The organism is Paraburkholderia sp. BR13439, from assembly GCF_040948805.1.
GTDB classification, from domain to species: domain Bacteria; phylum Pseudomonadota; class Gammaproteobacteria; order Burkholderiales; family Burkholderiaceae; genus Paraburkholderia; species Paraburkholderia youngii.
In genome coordinates this window covers 39659-57478 of record NZ_JBFPKN010000032.1, presented here as the reverse complement: position 1 = coordinate 57478, position 17820 = coordinate 39659, and the positions used below count along the sequence as shown (strand labels likewise).

Below are 17820 nucleotides of genomic sequence, written 5' to 3'. Positions count from 1 at the left end.
CATGATCCTCAGAAAGCTGCGGCGTTTTTACGTCCTTGTACTTGTCGCATTGCTCAACCGCTCCGCGGCTTCCGCTTCGACACCATGAACGGCGTCGTCGCCGAAAACGAATTATTCAGACCCGACTATGTAGTGCGTGGACCCCGCCTAGCGCGATGAACGTGACATGCGTACATCGAATCGCCGGTTATCATTGCGGTGCCGGATGACCGTGGCGCGGCAACAGTCCGAAGAAGTCTGATCGCGGCAGTGCTACAACTTGGACACAATAGTCTGGCGAGTCGCGCATTGTCCCGCGATCAGAGCATCCGACTCAAGATCTGCCTCCTTCCGCGAACAAATATCTCGAAACCTGCTCCCTGGTATCTTCTATTTCAATGACGTCGGTAATCAGTCCACTGGCCTTCAACAGTTCGGGATTTTCGATTTCGTCGGTCAGCCTCTGTATTATGTCTCTTGTCGTTTCATCAAGTTCTGACATGACTTTTGTCATTGTATCGGGACTGAAAACACCAATGTGAGCCTGCGGATAAGCCAAGACTGCTACTGGGTTAAAGCCAGGGCCGCACATAGCATACACGCCTCCCGTGTACGCTTTTCTTGCAATGAGCAGCAACTTAGGTACTTTGCTTCGAACGTGTGCCCTGAACAAATCTGCCGCTGCAGAAAAAATCCCACTATTTTCGGCCTCTCGGCCTATCATAAATCCAGGGATGTCAGCAATAAAAATGATCGGTATCCTGACTTTCTCAGCCACACCAACCATTTTGACTATTTTGGTAGCGGATTGCCTGTGAATGGCACCGCCCTTATAGCGGGGATTGTTGGCAATGATAGCGATCGCGCTTCCTTTAATGGTCGCGTAGCCTGTCAACACTTCCTTTGCGTATTCCGGGCTAATTTCGGTGAAGCTGTCCTTGTCGACGAAAGAATGCAGCAACTGATGCATGTCATAGGGCGTACGATGATCCGATGGAATCAAGCTCTTGAAATCAGCTGCTTCGGGTTCTACATATCCCAGACCACGGTTCGCTCCGCGGTTGGCGCTGACGTGAAGCAACTGCCTTACACATCCGAATAGGTCTTCTTCATCTTCGAATACCAATTGAACTGAACCTGAGTGCTTGCTGTGAACGTCTGTTCCACCTAGCGAATAGAGATCTGAATCCTGAGCCAGCATGGCCTTCACCATATCGGGGCGACCCATGCACAAGGCGCCCTTTTTGGTCATCAACACCAAGTCAGCCAGCATCAGTGGTAAGGCCAAGGGGCCTGAGGTCGGGCCGAGTATGGCGGAAATTAGCAAATTCTTCTCGGCCAACTCCGCGAGGGATGCACTGACTCTGCCCATTCCAGTTGGTGACAAAAGCAGTTTCGACATGTCCGACGAAAGAACTTTTGTGGTATCGAAACTATCTGTCCCTCCGGGACGGTCCTGAACGTAAATCAATGGGGCGCAACTGTCCCGGGCCATCGTTACGGTCTTTATAATCTGCGTGGCGGTACCCCACTGTCCGCTTCCTCGGAATTCACAGTCTCTTCCCCGATTCATGACCAGAAACGTTCTTACGGAATTTATAGACCCTTCGCCGCAGATGAAATGACTTCTCTCGACAGGGTGATGGTCGACAAAACTACCGGCGTCAAAGAGAGTGTTTATTCTTTGCAATGAAATCTGCATTGGCTACCGCCTCCGAAACGGTGTGCGAATCGTTTGCTGCTGCCTGCGCATGAAACCTTTCGCAGTGAAGATGGCAGTCGTGTTACGACGAATTCAGAACGTCTTCTACAGACGTTGCCATAGTCAAGAGGCGGCGGTCCTGACCTCGTGGTGCGTCAAGGCTCAAACCAACGGGCAATGCGCCATGCGGAGCAACAGGAAGCGTAATCGAGGGCATCGCGGCATTGCTGGCCAAGTCGGTATTACGTATCACCTCCGAGAAAAGTTCGGGCCGCCCGGCATCGCTACAGTGGGGAACGCTGCGCGGAACCGTCGGGTATGCGAGAAAATCGATACCTTGGGTGGTGAACAGGTTTTTCATTTGTTGACGCAAAAGGCCCACATTCTGAATCGCAAAAGAATAATCCGCCGCAGAGATCATCTGCGCACTGAGGTTGCTGTGGACGATGTTGCGGACAGCTTCATCACGGATGTTATCGAATATCGTATTTATCCTGTTGGCCCAACCGAAGGAAAGCAATGTGCGTGGAAAGTCCATGAAGAATTCGTAAACGGGAATGGTGAAGGTTCCAATCCTATTTAAGTCAGCAACAGCAGAGTCGTCCAGATCAACGCACTCGAACCCCGCGCGGATGAGACGCGTGATCGCATGCCAACAATGCTTTCGGACATCTTCATTGATGTCACTCCACATGGACGCCGGAAGTCCTATGCGGCAAGGAGTACTCATCTGTTTTGCCGGAGGGCGAGTACCGGTTGACAGCAGCTCATATATCATCAACGCGTCCTTCGCCGTGCGCGTCAAAAGCCCAGGTGAATCTTTAGTGCGAGAAACTGGAACGATTCCAGCTGAAGACCAGTGACCGCTTGTAGGCCTGAAGCCGACAATGCCACAGAAGGCGGCCGGTATCCGCACTGAGCCGCCAGTGTCAGTTCCGATCGCCATCGGAACGATCCCGGCAGCCACCGCGGCCGCGCAACCGCCACTGCTTCCGCCCGCCAGATATCCCGGAGCCGTCGGGTTGCCCACCGTTCCCCACCTCGGATTGACCGATGTGATGCCAAAACTAAGTTCATGCATATTGTTCTTACCGGCGACGATTGCACCCAAGGATTTCAGTTTTCGGACGATAATGGCATCGCGTGTCGCTATGCATCCTTCCATCCCTGGCGTACCGGCAGTTACTGGAAGCCCGTTAGCACAAATATTGTCTTTCAATGAGAAGGGGATGCCATAGAGTGGTGCACCTTTCAGCACATCATTCGGCCTTGCGAAATGCGCATCGAGGTCGCGACTACCAATGAAACAATTCAGCTTCGACTGATTAGCATTGGCGCTAATTGCGTGCTTCCGCATGTCATCCGCAGAGATTTCACCATCGCGTATACCATCACAAAGCGATTGCAGAGTGTCTTCCGAATACATAAATAGTTCCAAAATAGCGTGTCGTCAGTGCATGCGATATTAGTAGTGATAGGCACTGCGTATTTCGTCGAGAGGATTGCCCCGTACAAGGTCTCCGCCTGTACTGCGTATAACGGCGCAGGCGCTATTGATAGCTGTCTGGACCGCCCCCTCGATCCAACCACCGGTGAATGAACAACCACATCCAGCCAAATATAGGCCAGTATCCGTTGCAAGGTCGTTTGCCGTCTGAAATTGAAAAAAAAGCCGCTGTGAGTACACATCTTCACCGGGATAGTTGAGTTTAAACGCACCGGAAGAATGGGGGTCAGTCAACCAGTCATGGTGAAGGATGGCATGCTCGTAGTCGTCATCCACGGGAGTCAGGTGCCGCGCAAGTTCAGGGTTGAATGTAGCAAGGGCGTCGACAAAACGCTCGCAGCGCTGCTTTTTGTCGGGGACACTTAGTAGCTTGTGCGCGTCGTCCTCCCACGTGTAGCTAAGCAAAACTACACCTGGACCGTCTGGCTTATCGGGCTCGTAGTCAAGGCAATATACCCCGCGCGCAAAACTGTCAGATTGAATTGTGACTGGCAAATCGTTACCGAGCCAAAATTTACCATGTGTAAGCATGAATAGTTTTGATGACCCGGTGAGATGCGTTTCTCTAACGGCTCGTGAGACGTCTCGACTGAGAAACGTCTCGTCGTCGGTCAGGCCGTGAACCATCTGCATTGTCCTTGTGTTGCTGGTAACGATAACTCGGTCAAAGGTCATGATTTCGCCCGCGTCAGTTATCAGCCTTATCTTTCCGTCTTCTTTGTAGATACGGCCCACGCCATTGAAGCGAACCCGGTCAGCAACGGTGCATTCTCCGATCTTCTCTGCTGCGAGGCACTCAGCTAGTGTAGAAATTCCGCAAGAGACCAAGCGCTGATCGTCCATGTAGCCATTGATGACGAGCCGCAGTATTTCGGTGAATGCCGCCTGATAAACAGGAAGGAAGCCTCCAGAGCCTATGCCCAAAGAACCGAATAGTTCAAAGTCGTCAGGCCGTTCCCAGCGGATGTCTCCGGGCGGGCGAGATCCAGTGAAGATGGCCACGATGGCTGCGTAGAAAGAACTGTCACGAAACACGTCGAGCCACGTTTGCCATTCCGCTCGGGCTTTCTCAAACCGGCCTGACCTCAACATTGCGGTGATTTTTGCGGGAGCAACTAGAGACGTACCGTTGATCACGCATCCTTCCTGCAAAAAGGTTCTCCAGCCTTGGTAGACGACTCTGAATAATGGGGGCGGCGGTTCTCCCGCGCGCCAGATATGGCGAGTACCGCGATAGTGCAATTCGGTATCGACCATTCCCGGATCCGGGAAAGAGGCTGTCGTCGAAATGCCGTATCTGTCAAGGTAATGAAAAAGACCGGTCGCACTCGGAGGAAATCTCATTGCACCCATTTCAGCGATGAGATGCGGGTACCGTGGATCAAAAGGTTGTGACCATACTCTACCTCCGATGCGATCGCGGGCTTCAAACACGGTGACATCGGTGACACCTGCTCGCATCAATTCTGCCGCGGCCAGAAGCCCGCTAATGCCGGCCCCCACGATTGCAACCCGCGGCGTCTGTACACTGGGTGAAAACGAACCAATTGCTCCTTCTGATTTGCAAATCTCGAGGAAAGGAGCGTAGTCGTACAATAGGTCAATAGTCGGTGATGCAATTTGTGAAGATGCGGCGCAGTTTTTCATGAATTATCTCCCTTTTGAGTGCCTCTACCCGTCCAAAAGACGATCGCTGAGATTAACGCTACGATTTAGATAAGACAGGTAAAGATTGCTTATTTCGTTGCCAATAACTCCGTTGTCTGTCAGGACAAACCGCTATTTATCTTTAATACCCGTGAATGCCACGATAGCAAATCGTCTGCCTCAGGATCAAACAAATAAAATTGATGCTTGTGAAAAGATATCGTGAGGTCACAACCGGTCGTCTATTTTTTGTCGCCGCCGAGTTGCCTAAACATCGCTTGCGAAGACGTGAAGGCAATGTCGCAACGAGGCGAGCGTCGGGATGTCGACTGCAAAAGATTACCTCGTGCTCGATATCGACTAACTTGACGACGAGACACCATGGGCATATAGCTTTCGGACTGGACTCAATTGCGGGTTGGGGGCCTGGAGTGGAGTTGCCCTGTAACCCCGGGGAAAACGCACATCGTCTTCAAGAACGAGTGAGCCATACCATTGCTGTGGGCCAGTGTACGTGCGTGGTCAGCGGATGCGGGGGGGGGGCTATGTCGTTCGTCAAGCGTTAGGGGCGGATTTTGGTTGATAGAAGTGCCGTCGCGCAGCATTGCGAACAACACGTCGCAGCGTCGTCTGGCAAGGGCAATGAGCGCATGATTGTGGCGATTGCCCTGCTAGACCTTACGAGCGTAATAGTCCCTCGAGACTGGATCTCGCAAGGCGGCAAAGGCCGAGAGGAAGAGCGCTCTCTTGAGCACCTTGTTGCCCCGCCTGGATGGATGCTCGCCACGGATGGACGAACCTGAGCGTCGTGTGACCGGGGCGAGGCCGGCGTAGGCGGCGAGATGCGCGGCTGAAGCAAAGGCTTTGTGAGCGACTTCAGTGAGGAGTCTGGCGGCGGTCCTGACGCCGACTCCGGGCATACTGGTCAGGACCGGCCAAAGAGGGTGTGCATGTACCAGGCGTTCTACTTCGCTGGCGACCTCGTCGCGTTGCTTGCGCAAGGACGCGAGTTGCTGGGCCAGACGTGGCATGACGATTGTTGCGGCCTGCGTGCCGGGCACGGTCACCGCCTGTTCGCCGCGTGAAGGCAGTCCTTGCAGTCATCGCAAGCTGCTTGCTCCAGCCACACCGCGGCGCGAGGAGTGCGCGAAAAATTGCACAGTTGATGGCGGTCACGTCATTGCTGTTGTCTTCTCGTGATGTTCTGCACCTAACAACATGTACATCGACGGGACAACGAACAGTGTGAACAGAGTGCCGATCGACAGTCCTGTGAATATTACCAGTCCGATCGCGTTGCGCCCTGCCGCGCCGGCGCCGGACGCAATCACTAGCGGCAGAACACCAAGCACCATGGCGGCTGTAGTCATGACGATCGGGCGCAGGCGCCCGCCTGCCGCTTCTTCAAGAGCTTCGCGCTTGCTGCGGCCTGAACGCTGTAACTCATTCGCGAACTGCACGATGAGAATGCCATGCTTGCTGATAAGCCCCATGAGTGTGACCAGTCCGACTTGCGTGTAGATGTTGAGCGTGGAAACGCCGATGTTAATGAAGATCAGCGCACCGAACAACGCCAACGGCACTGATACCAGAATGACGATGGGATCGCGGAAGCTTTCAAACTGCGCCGCGAGTGCAAGGAACACAATGACCGCTGCGAACATCAGAGTGATTAGGAAGCCGCCGGACTCGTGCATGAATTGGCGCGAAAGTCCGGAATAGTCCATGTTGTATCCTGAGGGAGCGACGCGGGTTGTGGCGTTGCGCAGGAACTCGAGTACTTCGCCCTGCGAAACGCGGGGTGCGGCTACGGCCGAGATCGTTGCCGAATTCATTTGCTGAAAATGGTTGATGGATTCGGGCACAACCGTCGACTTCAGATGCGAGACAGTCGAAGCAGGAATCATACTGCCGTCGGAAGTGCGCAGGTTGTAGTCTAATAGCTGCGATGGGTTCATTCGGTCGACCTGCTGAAGCTGCGGAATCACCTTGTACGAACGGCCGGCGACCGAGAAATAGTTCGCGTAGTTACCACCGAGCGCAGCTCCGAGCGCCTGTCCCATGTCGCTTTGCGTAAGGCCGAGCGAGGCGACCTTGTCGCGGTCGACCATCAGAACGGTCTCGGGCTTGTCGATCTTTAGGTCACTGTCGACAAAGAGGAACATGCCGCTTTCGCGCGCCTGTTGCAAAACCGCTTGGGTCACTTCGTTGAGGTTATCGAAAGGCTCCGTCGTGTTGATCACGAACTGCACCGGGAAGCCTTGCGCACCGGGCAGGGGTGGAAGCTGGAAAGCAGCAACTCGCGCGCCGGCGATGCCATTCCACTTCTGTTGAAGCTCCTGTTGCAACTCGGAGGCACCTCTCTTTCGCCTGTCCCATGTCGTGAAGAGCACGCCGCCGAAGCCCTGATTCAATGTCGGCGCGCCTGTCAACTGAAACATCTGCGCATACTCGGGCAATTGCTTAGATATCTGGAAAACCTGGTCGGCATACATCTGCATCTGTTGAATCGTCGCATTGGGTGGTCCCTGGATCAGCGACAGTACGATGCCTTGGTCCTCCTGGGGGGCGAGTTCGGACTGTGACGTCGCAAATAAATAGATGGTCCCGCATAACAGTATTGCACCCATCACGACGAATACGGTCCATGTGTCCAGTATCGAGCGCAGGAGCCGCATATAACCCCGGTGCACTTTCTCAAACTGCTGATGGACGAGACGGTTGAAGCGTCCGGGTTGCTGCTCGTGGTGAAAGAGTCGCGAGCACATCATTGGCGATAGGCTTAGCGCGACCACGCCCGACATAGTGACCGCGGTTGCCAGTGTAAATGCGAACTCCGTGAACAGTGCGCCCGTCAGTCCGCCTTGGAAGCCAATGGGGAGATAGACGGCAATCAACACAACAGTCATTGCGAGTATCGGGCCACTGAGTTCACGCGCGGCGATGAGCGCGGCATCGAAGGGACGCTTGCCCCCGGTCGTCAGGTGTCGGTCGAAATTCTCAACCACGATGATCGCGTCATCGACCACGAGTCCGACCGCGAGCACCAGCGCGAGCAGCGTCAGTAGATTAATGGAGTAGCCGAGCAACTGCATCGTAAAGAATGTGCCGATCAGAGACAGCGGCATCGCGAACAAGGGCACTATCACCGCGCGGAAGCTGCCGAAGAACAGGTAAATCACTAGCGTTACGATCAGTAGTGCCTCGACGAGCGTCTTCATCACTTCGTCGATGGCAGTCTCGATAAAGTCCGTGGCATCATAGACGATGTCGCTCGACACACCCGTGGGGAGGTGCTTCTGCAGATCAGGGAACACAGCTTTGACGCGTTTCGCTACTTCGAGCAGGTTCGCGTCGGGCGCTACCTTGATCCCAATGAACACCGAGCGTTTTCCACTAAAAGCGACATCGGAGTCGTAGTTGTCCGCACCCAACACAACATTGGCGACATCCTCTAGGCGTACGATCGCGCCGTTCTTCTGCTTGATAACCAGCTTCCTGAAGTCTTCGACGGAATGCAGATCGGTACCGGCGTTTAGACTGACGCTGGTCATCTGGCCTTTGGTTGCTCCGAGCGTCGCCAGATAGTTGTTGTTGCCGAGTGCGGTGTAGACGTCAGAAGCCGTCACGTTGTGCGCTGCGAGCTTGGTGGAATCAAGCCACGCGCGCAACGCGAACTGACGGCCGCCGAGAACCTCTGCGGTTTGCACGCCCTGAATTGAATCGAGCTTCGGCTTGACAACGCGCAGCAGATAGTCCGTGACGTTGTTGCTTGGCAGGACATCGCTGTAGAAGCCCATATATATCGTGTCAGTAGTCTGGCCGACCTGAATCGTCAACACTGGCTGTTGCGCTTGGGGTGGCAACTGGTTCCGCATAGACGTGATTTGGGTGTTGATCTCTGTTAGCGCGCGGTTCGGATCGTAGTTCAGGCGGAGAGTCGCGGTGATACTTGAGACACCCGTGCTACTCTTCGACGACATGTAATCGATGCCTTGCACCTGTGCGATCGCGGCTTCGAGCGGCTGAGTAACGAAGCCGGCCATCGTCTCGGCGCTAGCGCCATAGTACGAGGTGGTGATGGTAACGACGCCAGTGCCAGTCTGGGGATATTCGCTAACCTTGAGTGTCGACAGGGAACGTAAGCCCAGCACGAGGATGAACAGGCTCACCACGGACGCGAGGACCGGCCGTTTGATAAAGATATCGGTGAAATCCATCTGAGGAACTCTTATTGTTCTTGGGGCGTCGGAGCAGGACTGTCTGCCGGCAACACGCGATTGTCGATCACGAGCGGTGTGCCGTTCTTCAGCTTGAGCTGGCCGCTCGTTACCACTAGTGCGCCTTCGTCTAAGCCCTTCAGGATCGCAACCTGATCGCCGCGCGTGGGTCCTGGCGTTACGAAGATTTGTTGCGCAACGGGCATCGTTTTGCCGCGTGCGTCCTTATGCTCGCCCGGTTTGATGACGAAAACTGTTGCCCCGTAGGGATTGTAAGTGATTGCCGTTTGCGGCAGTGTCAGGTAGCGCTGCTCGTGACCAACATCGACTTTTACGCTAGCGTACATCCCCGGCAACAGTTTGCGCTCGCGGTTGTCGAGGGCCGCTTCGACCTCCACGTTGCGCGTCGTGCTGTCGAGGCGCGGGTTGATAGCGCGGATCTTACCCACGAAGCCGTGGCTCACGAATGCACTTGCATTTACGGCGACGCTCTGTCCCACCTGCAGTTGACCGAGTTCCTGCTGGGGCAGGTGAAAGTCGACGTAGATGGGATCGATAGCTTGCAATGTAACGATGGCGTCGCCCGGATTGATATACTGGCCCGGATTGACTGTCGTGATGCCCACGCGTCCCGCGAAGGGGGCGCGAACCGTTTTTTTCTCGACCAGTGCGGCCTGCTGTTCGACTTGTGCTCGTTTGCTTCTCAGGTCGGCGGCATCAGTATCGACTTGCGCCCTGGCAATCGCCTGAATGTCGTACTGTGCTGTGTCGCGGTTATAGACGGTTTGCGATAGGTCGGCGGCAGCTCTTAGCGAGGCGAGCTGCGCGCGGTCCGAGCGGTCGTTCAGACGCACGAGCACCTGTCCGGCCTTGACTTCCTCGCCGGACTTGAATGCGATCTCGCGAACTAGTCCAGCCACTTCACTCGTCACGTCGACACCGCGCACGGCACGCAGGCTGCCCACAGCGGCAAGCTGTGGCTGCCATGTCTGATAGCTCACGACGGCGGACGTGACGGTAGCAGCCGGCACCGCGTTGTGCGCCATGAATTTCCGGATCATATGCGCCTTGTACAGGTTGAAACCGATCAGCGCGCCAAGCAGAGCGCCCATGCAGATCAGCATGGTGATCATCCGTTTTGCTGTTGGTTTATTTGTCGTCATCGTCGTGTCCTTGCACGGCAAACTGATATGGAACAGATCCCGTTGGACGCGCAGCATTGGAAACCATGCGGGGCGCGGCAAGCAGAAAGAGAGTTCACTGCGGGTTGATATCGGAGTCCGCCTGTCCTGTCTGGATCCTCGCAGTGTCGCTCCACCAGCCGCCACCCAGTGCTTCGAACAATGCCGCCGTGTCTGCGTAGCGTGCAGCGCGCGCTTGGGTGAGATTGACGATGGTCTGCTGGTATTGACGCTGCGCATCGAGCAGAGCTAGATAACTGACACCGCCGGCACGAAACTGGCCACGCGTCAGCTCGAGCGAGCTGCTGGCTGCACGCCACGCTTCGGTTTGCGCGGCGAGTGCGGTTGCATCGTGATCGAGTGCGCGGAGCGTGTCCGCGACATCTTCGAATGCAAGCAGTATCGTTTGCCTGTATTGCCCGTTGGCCTCATCGAAGGCGGATTCCGCCGCGCGCCTTTTAGCGCTCAGTTGGCCTCCGTTAAAGATCGGCTGAGTGAGTCCCGCGCCGATGTTCCAGATCATGTCCGCGTACTTCAGCATGCCCGCTGGCGTTAACGATTGCGGGCCGTAGTTTGCGGACAGCGTAAGCTGCGGATACATGTTCGCGGTTGCGACGCCGACCTGGGCGCTCGCCTGACGCAGCAGGGCTTCCGCAGCCAGGATGTCCGGACGTTGACGGACGAGCGACGAAGGGAGGGCGACGGGTAAGCTCTGCGGTAGGGTGAACATCGACAGCCTGAACTCGGGAACGCTGTTATCGCTAGGCGGTTTACCCGCGAGCACGGCAAGCTGATGTCGCGCCCGATCGAGAGACTGCCGCAGTGGCGGCAGGGTAGCGCGCGTTTGTGCGAGCAACGTTTCCTGCGAGAGCACGGCCACGCGACCCACCCCGCCGAACTCAAGCTGCTTACGCAATACACCGAGCTGAGTCTCCTCATCCGTGGCGATACGCTCGGTCGCGTCAATCTGCTCGCGGAGGGAAGCTTCCCTGACCGCAGCGGTGACGATGTTCGCTGACAGCGCCAGGTATGTGCCCTGTAGCTGCAAACTCTGGAAGTCGACCTGCGCGCCCAGCGCCTCGAGTTCGTGCCGTGCAGCCCCGAAGAGATCCAGGTTGTAGGAAACGTTCACTGATGCGTTGTACAGACTTAGTATTCTGTTCAGGCTGGGCTGGCCTAGGGTCGTGCCATTGAGCTTTTCGCGAGTAGCATTGAGCTTGACATCGATGGCGGGATATAGATCGATCCCTGTTTGCGCGCGCAGATTTTCGCTCGCGTGGCGCAGCGCCGCGCGGGCTGCAGCGATATTCGGGCTATTTGAGAGGGCCTCGCGTATCAGCGCGTCGAGGGGCTCGCAACGGTAAAGGGTCCACCATTGTGCAGGCAGCTCGCCGCCAGCCTTGAACTGCTGCGCAAGACCCGTCGAACCGGGCGACGAAACCGTGTGTTCGGGTAGGGCCGTCGGTGTATAGCTGTCGGTCGCGGGCGGCGCGGGAGTGCGATATTCGGGGCCGACTGTGCAGCCGGAAAGTGAATAGACTAGTGAAAGCAGGGCAGTGATTGATGCGGCACGGCCGAAAGACCGATTTGCTGCCGGAAGCAACGCTGCGTCGCGCAACCGCGACCGCGATCGTCCGCGATAGCAATTGAGATTGCCGTAATCAATCATCTGTCTACCTTGGTCCGCGTGAGCACAGTGCAATCAGATGGGTGGCTGAAGAAACTCACGTCCCTGGCACCGGGTTCGCTGGAAGGAGGGTATGCAAAGTGCGAGTGTCGACGTTTCGCCCGCTCCGGCAACTGGCGTCGATCGAGCCGCTCGCCATGAACATCGGGTTATCGAATCCAGTTCTGCGGCGTGCCCACACTCGTCTCGCTCCAACTAGCGGCTATTGAGCCAGTTCACCACAAGGTCCGCGCCTTCATCGATGGACTTCGAACATGTGTCGATGAATACGTCCGGGACCGTCGGCTGTTCATACGGCGAGTCGATGCCGGTGAAATGCTGTATGGCGCCAGTTCTCGCAAGCCGATACAGTCCCTTGGGATCGCGAGCTTCGGCTACGGCCAAACTAGCGTGAACGTGGATTTCGGCGAAACGGTGCCTACCCGCGGTGGATCTGGCGAGTTCCCGATCGCGACGGAACGGCGAAATGAGGCACACTAGCACTACGAGTCCCGCGTCAGCCATCAATTTTGCAACTTCGGCCACGCGCCGCACGTTCTCGTGGCGATCCGCATCCGCAAAGCCGAGATCCTTGCATAGACCGAGCCTGATAGAGTCTCCATCGAGAATGTAGGTGAGTTGGCCGGACGCATGCAGTAGTGCCTCGACCTTGTCGGCAATCGCCGACTTTCCAGCTGCCGACAGCCCTGTGAACCACAGGATGGCGGGCGTTTGCCGGAGCAATCGTCCTCTCGACTCCGGCTGAATCCGGAAGCCGTGCACATGACGATCTGAAACGGAGGTCTTCTTCATACTTGCCTACGATAGGGGGTGAAACCGCTGTTGGAAGCAAAGGCGTCCGCTCTGCATCGCGGCGTCGGAGCAGTGTGGTGGGCATCGGTATGGCAATATAGAAAATCTTGGCATTGAGGGATGCTGCCGCTGTCTGTGCGGTTCGTCCGTGAAAGAAAGTCCCTGACGCACTCACTCAAGTCACGCCCCGAGCGGTGCGGCTACGGCCCGCTCAAACCGGCCGTCAGAACCTGGTTCGTCGATTGACGATGGCAGGCCAGTGCTACATGCCTTGCTCAATAAAAGACCGTCGCACCATACATGTTCGACACCTCCCCACTCGCAGGCTGAAGCAGCGTCCGGAAAGAAGCCACGTCCATGATAGTTGGCACTGGTGTTACATAGCAAAGGAACGCCAGTGAGTCTTTCGTATTCAATTAGGAGTTGCGCCACGGGATGCGCGGAAGTTCTTGCAATGGTTTGCAACCGCGCCGATCCGTCGAGATGCACTACGGCGGGGATCCTCTCCCGCCATTCCTCGCGCGTCTGATGATCGAACAGCATGTAGGGGTCTGGAGTACCGGGACAAAAGACGGCAATCGCCTGATCTTCAAGACATATTGGTGCTACCGGACGAAAATGCTCCCGATGCTTCACCGCGTTGAGGAAGTCCTTCATCGCAGGGGACGTCGCAGCAGCGAGAATGCTTCGAGCACCCAACGCTCGGGGTCCCAGCTCTGCCCTGCCGGCTAGGAAGACGACGGGTTGATTTTCAGCGAGTACGCCGGCGAGTTGTGCAATGGAGCAAGGGGACGCTGTCCATCCGGGCGGCACGTCACCAGTTTTCACTGCTGGCCCGCTATAGATCGACCATTCCAACGGCAGGAAGCCTTTGTTCGCTGCCATCGAGCAGCAAGCGGCGCCAATCGCAGACCCACTATCGTTCGGAAAAGGCGGAATCCAGATTGCGTCAAAAAGACGACTCTCACGTAGTGCGCTGTTCCATTTGATGTTAAGACCGCATCCGCCAGAGATGCACAAGTTCCGCGGCTCGAAAATCGGATGGCGTGAGAGCGCTGCCTCCATTCCTTGAACCAGAAGACGCTCGAGGAATACGTGAAAGGAAGCAAGTATGTCTTCTTGAGGCTTGGCCTCCAATTGTGGAACGCATTCTTGGAAAAAGTCGCGTATAGCTGCGAGAGATCTTTCTGGTATGCGGACATTCTCGCGGTAGTCTTGCGCAAGTTCGGTGTCGCCGGCAAAGCGTTGCTCATAAAGCTCCCGAAAGACTGCAATGATGCCTTCGTCGATCGACCCGAGCGCGATGTATGCCATAAGCTTGCCGGCGACGCCCAGGTCCCAGTCAGCGCCGCTCGCCTTCTTATAGGGCCCGAAATGATGTCCAGCCGCCGCGTACATTTGGCCGATAACTGGGAACAGGCAATTGACGAGGCGTGCTTCGTCCGGTCGCACATAGTACAGTCTTGGGACCATGCCGCCATCCCAGACTAGGCAGTATGCAGGCTCCCCGCCTATCGCGAACGGACTGGTGCAGTACGCGGACGCGACATGGCCCGAAACATGAGGGTAGCTCTGATACGAATACGATTGTTCGGCGATTAACAGGCCGGTGCGTTCGAGCGGATGGAGGAGATCGTCGGCCCTGCGTTCGATATAGGGAGCACCTTTCAAGATCACAGGCGTACGGCCGCTGAGAGTGCGAAATTCCGACTCTATCTCGCCGTCCCAGCCATCAATTACAAACTGATCGATGTCATCGACACGCAGCCCGTGTTCGCTCAGCACTGTTGCAACTACGTCGAGATTCCCGATTTCCTGATATCGCGGGTTATTGTGCCGCTTCTCCTGTTCGATGCAAAAAAGGAGCTTTCCATCCTCCACAACAGCGATGGCTCCATCGTGTGTCAGTTTGATGCCGCAGATGCGCATAGTATCTCCCGCTCTAACGGAGGAAATTCGGTTGATTTGTAAAATCCATCGGGCTCCGGAAGCGCGCGAGCATGCAATCCTCATTGGACGACCGCCCGATGCACTGCACGCGCTTGACTTCGGTCAGCTCTTCCCGTAGCATTTCGAGCACCGTTTCCGCCCCGGCGATGTGGCCCCACCGCCGGCAATTGGCGTCAACAGCCGATCCGAATACCAACTGCCCGTTGGGCGCAAGCATGCGCGCCAAGCTCTGCACAGTGGCCCGTACCTCGGCGATGCTTCCGAGGTAATAAAGAACCTCCGCGACAACTATCAGATCGAACTTATCCGGAGCCGAAAAGCGCTGGATGTCTGATACGATCCAAGTGATATTGGCCGATTCCATTAGCCGTGCGCGTGTTCGCGCAATCGCTTCTGGAACTACATCGATGACGGTGAGCCGTCGACAGTGAGGCGCCAGCTTTTCCGTGAACGCCCCGCTCGCACATCCGACTTCGAGTGCATTTGTGACGATGCCCTCGGCAAGTGCCAATCGAAGCATTTGCCTGTGGCGCTCGAATTCGAACGGGTTACTGTCCAGCCGCCACGGATCGTTGGAGTTCAATTCGCGAAGCAGCAAGTCGAAATTCGCTACATGTGTCAAGTTCACATACCTCGATAGCGGTTTACTATAAGGACAATTGCATGGGGGCGTCGGCTCCACCGCCTTCTGTGGTGAAGCGCCAGCCTTCATAGCTCCGGACCATTGCGCTCGATTGCACTCCCCTCTGGCCACTGGCTCATCGGGCTACCAATCGGCATGATTACCGCAAGGACGTCTTCAGTGCGTGTCGGGGGCAAATCTAGACGAACGTCGGCCAGAGTTGACCGCACCCGCACGCCCGAGACGACCGTTCCCAATCCATGCCGACACAACCTCGCGATATGGTTCTTCAACTCATGGCGCACCGTGCCGAATGCGAATGGAACCCGAAGGCCCTGCAGTGCCGGATACATCGCGCGGATCGAATGGCTGATGCCGAGTCCTTCGAGATCCGGACGAACTCCGTAAAGTCCCAGTTCGGCTACAAGAACATCGACCGTGCCAACCTTGATGAACCGGCGCAGCGAGCCCATGTGAGCCGCCACCCCTTGCGAATCGTAGGCAATCGCACGGAGTTCGGGCCGCGCACCAGCCCAACTCCGGCTGCCCTCGAAAGGTCTTGCGTTAAAAGATCCAGTTGGTCCATACGTTGCCCGAAAGAACTCGGACAATTCTATGTGGTCCGAGAGCCCTAGCTCATTTTCCCAATACAGTCTCCATTGCACAGTTGAGGCCATTTGAAGTTACCCTATAACAATATGTTCATACGCCACTCGCTGAACACTGAACCGGAACAGTGGGCCATACACATCGGAGTTCATCTGCTGCTCGGAACGCAAGAATTAGTTTAGCTAGGCTGCGGACCGCGAAACCCCAGTTTGCGAGTCGATAAAGCCAATGCTCTTCAAAAGCTAGACAATTGAAAGCTATCGGGGCAATCTTGATGTTTGGCGGGCCGATCAGCCCCCTTGAGCTTCGAAAAAGCTATCGTATCGACTGCCCTCGAAGTGACGCCTCAACTCTTCGAAGTTAAGTACCGTCTGCCGCAGCGATCGAACTTCCTGACGTCTAAGAGATGTGTTTTCAGAGCAAGGGTGATTCGAGATGCCGAGAAAGGCTGAGACCGCCTTCAGACTTGGGGCCGGATCGTCCCGAAGAGTTTCATAGTTGATAGTGAGCACGCTCGACGGTGAAAACGAGCTCAGAATTAAGTGGTGGAAATCGTCCGCGGCCTTAAAGTAAGCCTCACAGTCTTCGATTTTCAATATGACTTGCGGAGGCGGACGTGAGTCGTCGTTGTCCGGACCGTATTTTAGCCACTGACCGCTTTGTCTTGCTTGCACCAAAGAACGGAACGATTCCAACGTGTTTCGTCGAATCACGAGCAGTACCTTCAAACGTGGCCACGCGGCCAGCGTCTCGAAAAACCCGGGACGTTCGTTAAACTGAGGCTGGTTGATCTTGCAACCGACGTGTGTCAAATGCGGATTCCCGGTCATGGTCGGATGGTGCAGATAGGCTAGCTCGAGCAGTTCGCGATCGCTACGCAAAAGCCGGGCGCGACCGGGCCAGATTGGGTCATACGGATTGAGCAACTCACCATTACTTGACACGTTCGGATGCGCATTCAGCAATTCTTCCAAGTAGTGAGTGCCGGTCCTCGGCATCCCCACGATCACAAATGGCTCAGTTGTCTGCATGGGGTATGTCATGGCGTTAATCTAACGGGTTGAAAGAGGGTGTGAGCGCTGCGCAGATAGTCCGTTGCGAAGTTCGTGGGCTCGGATTGATTGCCAAAATCGTCACGACATTAGGCGGCGGCGAAGTAGAACCGCCGATAAAAAGAACGGCAGTACTGCGTAGACGCAAAGCGCAGCCACATGAAGGCTGATACTAGCGACAGGCCGTGCCAGCATCGCTGGGCGGATCAGCTCAACGGAATGTGTCAGCGGAAGGAATCTCGCAATTTGCCGAAGAGCACCGGGGAGATGACCGATCGGGAAGACGACGCCGCTCAGGAACAACATGGGCGTCAGAACAAGGGTTTGGTAAAAAATGAAATAGTCGTAACTGGGCGCGATGGCGACGAGCACCATAGCCACACTCGCGAAGGCGAGTCCAGTGAGAACGACGACGGGCATGACATAGATGATACTCGACAGCGCCGCATAGCCTAGGATCGCAGCAACCACCATCACCGCAGCGCCGGCAAGAAGGGCTTTTGTGGCCGCCCATGAAAGTTCACCTAGAACGACGTCGCCAATCGTGAGTTGAGTGCATAACACCGCTTCCCACATGCGCTGAGTATGCATTCGCGAGAAGGCCGCATAAATCGTCTCAAAGGTGGCAGAAGTCATTGCGCTCGTCGCAACCATTCCAGCGGCCAAGAACGCGATGTATGACGTGCCGTCGACGCGGCCTATCATTATTCCCACACCTAGGCCAAGACCAAACAGGTACATCATCGGATCCGCAAGGTTCCCGAGGAGCGACACAAGCGCAGATTTCCTCCATGCAAGGTAGTTGCGGTGCCATACTGTGTGCCAGTTCAGCGCGTTGCCGGGCAGAGTTATCATGAATACATCACGCATCA

12 protein-coding genes and 1 pseudogene are annotated in these 17820 nt (G+C 55.9%); all 13 read right to left on the bottom strand.

The genetic code is table 11. The annotated features are described in order from the left end of the window. Positions 1-313 precede the first annotated feature (313 nt). Positions 314-1681 carry a carboxyl transferase domain-containing protein gene (locus AB3X96_RS37650; protein WP_368593729.1) on the bottom strand — a complete coding sequence of 456 codons (1368 nt, stop codon included), beginning with the start codon at positions 1679-1681 and terminating at the stop codon, positions 314-316. Between the two features lie 82 nt (positions 1682-1763). Beyond that, positions 1764-3107, bottom strand: coding sequence for an amidase family protein (locus AB3X96_RS37645; protein WP_368593728.1), 1344 nt, complete (start codon positions 3105-3107; stop codon positions 1764-1766). 39 nt (positions 3108-3146) lie between these two features. After that, a complete protein-coding gene (locus tag AB3X96_RS37640) occupies positions 3147-4835 on the bottom strand; it encodes an FAD-dependent oxidoreductase (RefSeq protein ID WP_368593727.1) in 1689 nt (562 codons plus the stop codon). Positions 4836-5390: 555 nt separating this feature from the next. After that, positions 5391-5911 (bottom strand): annotated as a pseudogene (locus AB3X96_RS37635) (transposase); the annotation flags it as partial. A 96-nt stretch (positions 5912-6007) separates the two neighbouring features. Next, a complete protein-coding gene (locus tag AB3X96_RS37630) occupies positions 6008-9055 on the bottom strand; it encodes an efflux RND transporter permease subunit (RefSeq protein WP_368593726.1) in 3048 nt (1015 codons plus the stop codon). Positions 9056-9066: 11 nt separating this feature from the next. Continuing rightward, positions 9067-10218, bottom strand: coding sequence for an efflux RND transporter periplasmic adaptor subunit (locus AB3X96_RS37625; protein ID WP_368593725.1), 1152 nt, complete (start codon positions 10216-10218; stop codon positions 9067-9069). Positions 10219-10312: 94 nt separating this feature from the next. Next, the gene (locus tag AB3X96_RS37620) at positions 10313-11905 is read right to left on the bottom strand and encodes an efflux transporter outer membrane subunit (protein WP_368593724.1); all 1593 of its coding nucleotides are present in this window, start codon (positions 11903-11905) and stop codon (positions 10313-10315) included. Between the two features lie 213 nt (positions 11906-12118). Continuing rightward, positions 12119-12715 (bottom strand): adenylyl-sulfate kinase, encoded by a 597-nt coding sequence (cysC, locus tag AB3X96_RS37615; RefSeq protein WP_176112460.1) that lies wholly within the window; start codon positions 12713-12715, stop codon positions 12119-12121. Positions 12716-12895: 180 nt separating this feature from the next. Continuing rightward, positions 12896-14644, bottom strand: a complete 1749-nt coding sequence (nodU, locus tag AB3X96_RS37610) for a nodulation protein NodU (RefSeq protein ID WP_368593723.1) — start codon at positions 14642-14644, stop codon at positions 12896-12898. A gap of 13 nt (positions 14645-14657) precedes the next feature. Then, the gene (gene nodS / locus AB3X96_RS37605; RefSeq protein WP_368593722.1) at positions 14658-15293 is read right to left on the bottom strand and encodes a nodulation methyltransferase NodS; all 636 of its coding nucleotides are present in this window, start codon (positions 15291-15293) and stop codon (positions 14658-14660) included. Positions 15294-15373: 80 nt separating this feature from the next. Further along, positions 15374-15964: a NodA family N-acyltransferase gene (locus AB3X96_RS37600; protein WP_176112457.1), complete on the bottom strand. Its 591-nt coding sequence runs from the start codon at positions 15962-15964 to the stop codon at positions 15374-15376. Between the two features lie 222 nt (positions 15965-16186). Next, positions 16187-16927 carry a sulfotransferase gene (locus AB3X96_RS37595; RefSeq protein WP_281375199.1) on the bottom strand — a complete coding sequence of 247 codons (741 nt, stop codon included), beginning with the start codon at positions 16925-16927 and terminating at the stop codon, positions 16187-16189. A gap of 102 nt (positions 16928-17029) precedes the next feature. Then, positions 17030-17818: an ABC transporter permease gene (locus AB3X96_RS37590; RefSeq protein ID WP_176112455.1), complete on the bottom strand. Its 789-nt coding sequence runs from the start codon at positions 17816-17818 to the stop codon at positions 17030-17032. Positions 17819-17820 lie beyond the last annotated feature (2 nt).

What these genes read in the sequence shown, in the direction of transcription:
- AB3X96_RS37650 (WP_368593729.1), bottom strand. Translation starts at nt 1,681, where the DNA reads ATGCAGATTTCATTGCAAAGAATAAACACTCTCTTTGACGCCGGTAGT.
- AB3X96_RS37645 (WP_368593728.1), bottom strand. Translation starts at nt 3,107, where the DNA reads ATGTATTCGGAAGACACTCTGCAATCGCTTTGTGATGGTATACGCGAT.
- AB3X96_RS37640 (WP_368593727.1), bottom strand. Translation starts at nt 4,835, where the DNA reads ATGAAAAACTGCGCCGCATCTTCACAAATTGCATCACCGACTATTGAC.
- AB3X96_RS37630 (WP_368593726.1), bottom strand. Translation starts at nt 9,055, where the DNA reads ATGGATTTCACCGATATCTTTATCAAACGGCCGGTCCTCGCGTCCGTG.
- AB3X96_RS37625 (WP_368593725.1), bottom strand. Translation starts at nt 10,218, where the DNA reads ATGACGACAAATAAACCAACAGCAAAACGGATGATCACCATGCTGATC.
- AB3X96_RS37620 (WP_368593724.1), bottom strand. Translation starts at nt 11,905, where the DNA reads ATGATTGATTACGGCAATCTCAATTGCTATCGCGGACGATCGCGGTCG.
- cysC (WP_176112460.1), bottom strand. Translation starts at nt 12,715, where the DNA reads ATGAAGAAGACCTCCGTTTCAGATCGTCATGTGCACGGCTTCCGGATT.
- nodU (WP_368593723.1), bottom strand. Translation starts at nt 14,644, where the DNA reads ATGCGCATCTGCGGCATCAAACTGACACACGATGGAGCCATCGCTGTT.
- AB3X96_RS37600 (WP_176112457.1), bottom strand. Translation starts at nt 15,964, where the DNA reads ATGGCCTCAACTGTGCAATGGAGACTGTATTGGGAAAATGAGCTAGGG.
- AB3X96_RS37595 (WP_281375199.1), bottom strand. Translation starts at nt 16,927, where the DNA reads ATGCAGACAACTGAGCCATTTGTGATCGTGGGGATGCCGAGGACCGGC.
- AB3X96_RS37590 (WP_176112455.1), bottom strand. Translation starts at nt 17,818, where the DNA reads ATGCGTGATGTATTCATGATAACTCTGCCCGGCAACGCGCTGAACTGG.